General features: G+C 63.7%; 2 protein-coding genes. Both read left to right on the top strand.

The features are described from left to right. Positions 1-936: ArsA-related P-loop ATPase (locus B3V69_RS16080; protein WP_296448020.1), on the top strand; the 936-nt coding region annotated here is incomplete at its 5' end. 39 nt (positions 937-975) lie between these two features. After that, positions 976-1,874: ACR3 family arsenite efflux transporter (arsB, locus tag B3V69_RS16075; protein WP_296448019.1), on the top strand; the 899-nt coding region annotated here is incomplete at its 3' end.

The raw sequence follows: 1,874 nt of genomic DNA, 5'->3' as shown, positions 1-1,874 counted from the left end.
GACCTGGTCGGCCTGAACGCCTTGCACCAACTGCTGGTGACGACAGTGCCCCGCAAGGCGGCGCTCACGCCTGAGGTGATCCAGCTTGATGCCCCCAGCCTGTCGCAACTGGTGGATGAGATCGCCGCCGACGGCCATGGTCTGGTGATGCTGATGGGCAAGGGCGGCGTCGGCAAAACCACGCTGGCCGCAGCGGTGGCGGTGCAGCTGGCGCATCGCGGATTGAGTGTGCACCTGACCACCTCCGACCCGGCCGCGCACCTGGTCGAGACCCTGCACGGCACGCTGGAACACCTCACCGTGAGCCGTATTGATCCGCATGAAGTGACCGAGCGCTACCGTGCGCAGGTGCTCGAAAGCAAAGGGGCCACGCTGGACGCGCAAGGCCGCGCCTTGCTGGAAGAGGATCTGCGCTCGCCCTGCACCGAAGAAATAGCCGTGTTCCAGGCCTTCTCACGCGTGATCCGGGAAGCCGGTAAAAAGTTCGTGGTGATGGACACCGCGCCGACCGGCCACACCCTGCTGCTGCTGGACGCCACCGGCGCCTACCACCGCGACATCGCGCGCCAGATGGAGGGCGCAAATTTGCACTTCACGACACCGATGATGCAGCTGCAAGACCCGACGCAGACCAAGGTGCTGCTGGTGACGCTGGCTGAGACCACGCCGGTGCTGGAGGCCGCCAATCTGCAGGCCGATCTGCGTCGCGCCGGTATCGAACCCTGGGCCTGGATCATCAACAACAGCGTGGCGGCCGCCTCGCTCACCGCGCCGGTCACCTCGCCTTTATTACGCCAGCGGGCCCACAACGAGCTGCGTGAAATCGAGTCCGTGGCCACCCGACACGCCCGTCGCTATGCCTTGGTGCCCCTGTTGCAAGACGAGCCGGTAGGGGTGGACCGCCTCCTGCAGCTCGCCGCCAACGGCGCAACTTGACCCGATGGGTCGTGCTCCCGACAGACAAAGGCAAAACCCATGCGTGCGCCAAGTAAAACAACAGAAAACCGCCTGACCGGCGCGCCCATGAGCGTGTTCGAGCGCTACCTGACGGTGTGGGTTTTCTTGTGCATCGTCGCCGGCATCGCGCTCGGCCAGTTGCTGCCCGATGTGTTCCAGGCGATTGGCCGCATGGAAGTGGCCAAGGTCAACCTGCCGGTGGGCGTGTTGATCTGGGTCATGATCATTCCGATGCTGGTCAAAGTCGACTTTGGTGCGCTGCACGAGGTGCGCCAACACGTCAAAGGCATCGGTGTCACGCTGTTCGTCAACTGGCTGGTGAAACCGTTCACGATGGCCTTTCTCGGTTGGTTGTTCATCCGCCATTGGTTCGCGCCGCTGCTGCCGCCGGACCAGCTCGACAGTTACATCGCGGGCCTGATCCTGCTGGCCGCCGCACCCTGCACGGCCATGGTGTTTGTCTGGAGCCGGCTCACCGGTGGCGACCCGCTGTTCACGCTGTCGCAAGTGGCGCTGAACGACAGCATCATGGTGGTCGCCTTTGCGCCGCTGGTGGCCTTTTTGCTCGGCATCTCGGCCATCACCGTGCCGTGGGCCACGCTGCTGATTTCGGTGGGGCTGTACATCGTGATTCCGGTGCTGCTGGCGCAGCTGTGGCGCAAGTTTTTACTGGCCAAGGGGCAAGCGGCGTTTGACGCCGCGATGGTGAAGATCGGTCCTTGGTCCATCGGCGCCTTGCTGGCCACGCTGGTGCTGCTGTTTGCTTTCCAGGGCGAAGCGATCCTCAAGCAGCCGCTGGTGATTGCCTTGCTGGCGGTGCCGATTCTGATTCAGGTGTTGTTCAATTCGGCGCTGGCCTACTGGCTCAATCGCGCGTTGGGTGAAAAGCACAATATCGCCTGCCCGTCCGCCTTGAT

The sequence above is a fragment of the Rhodoferax sp. UBA5149 genome (assembly GCF_002413825.1).
Classification (GTDB): domain Bacteria; phylum Pseudomonadota; class Gammaproteobacteria; order Burkholderiales; family Burkholderiaceae_C; genus Rhodoferax.
Note: the sequence above shows the minus strand (reverse complement) of the source record. Positions and strands in the feature narration are given on the sequence as shown.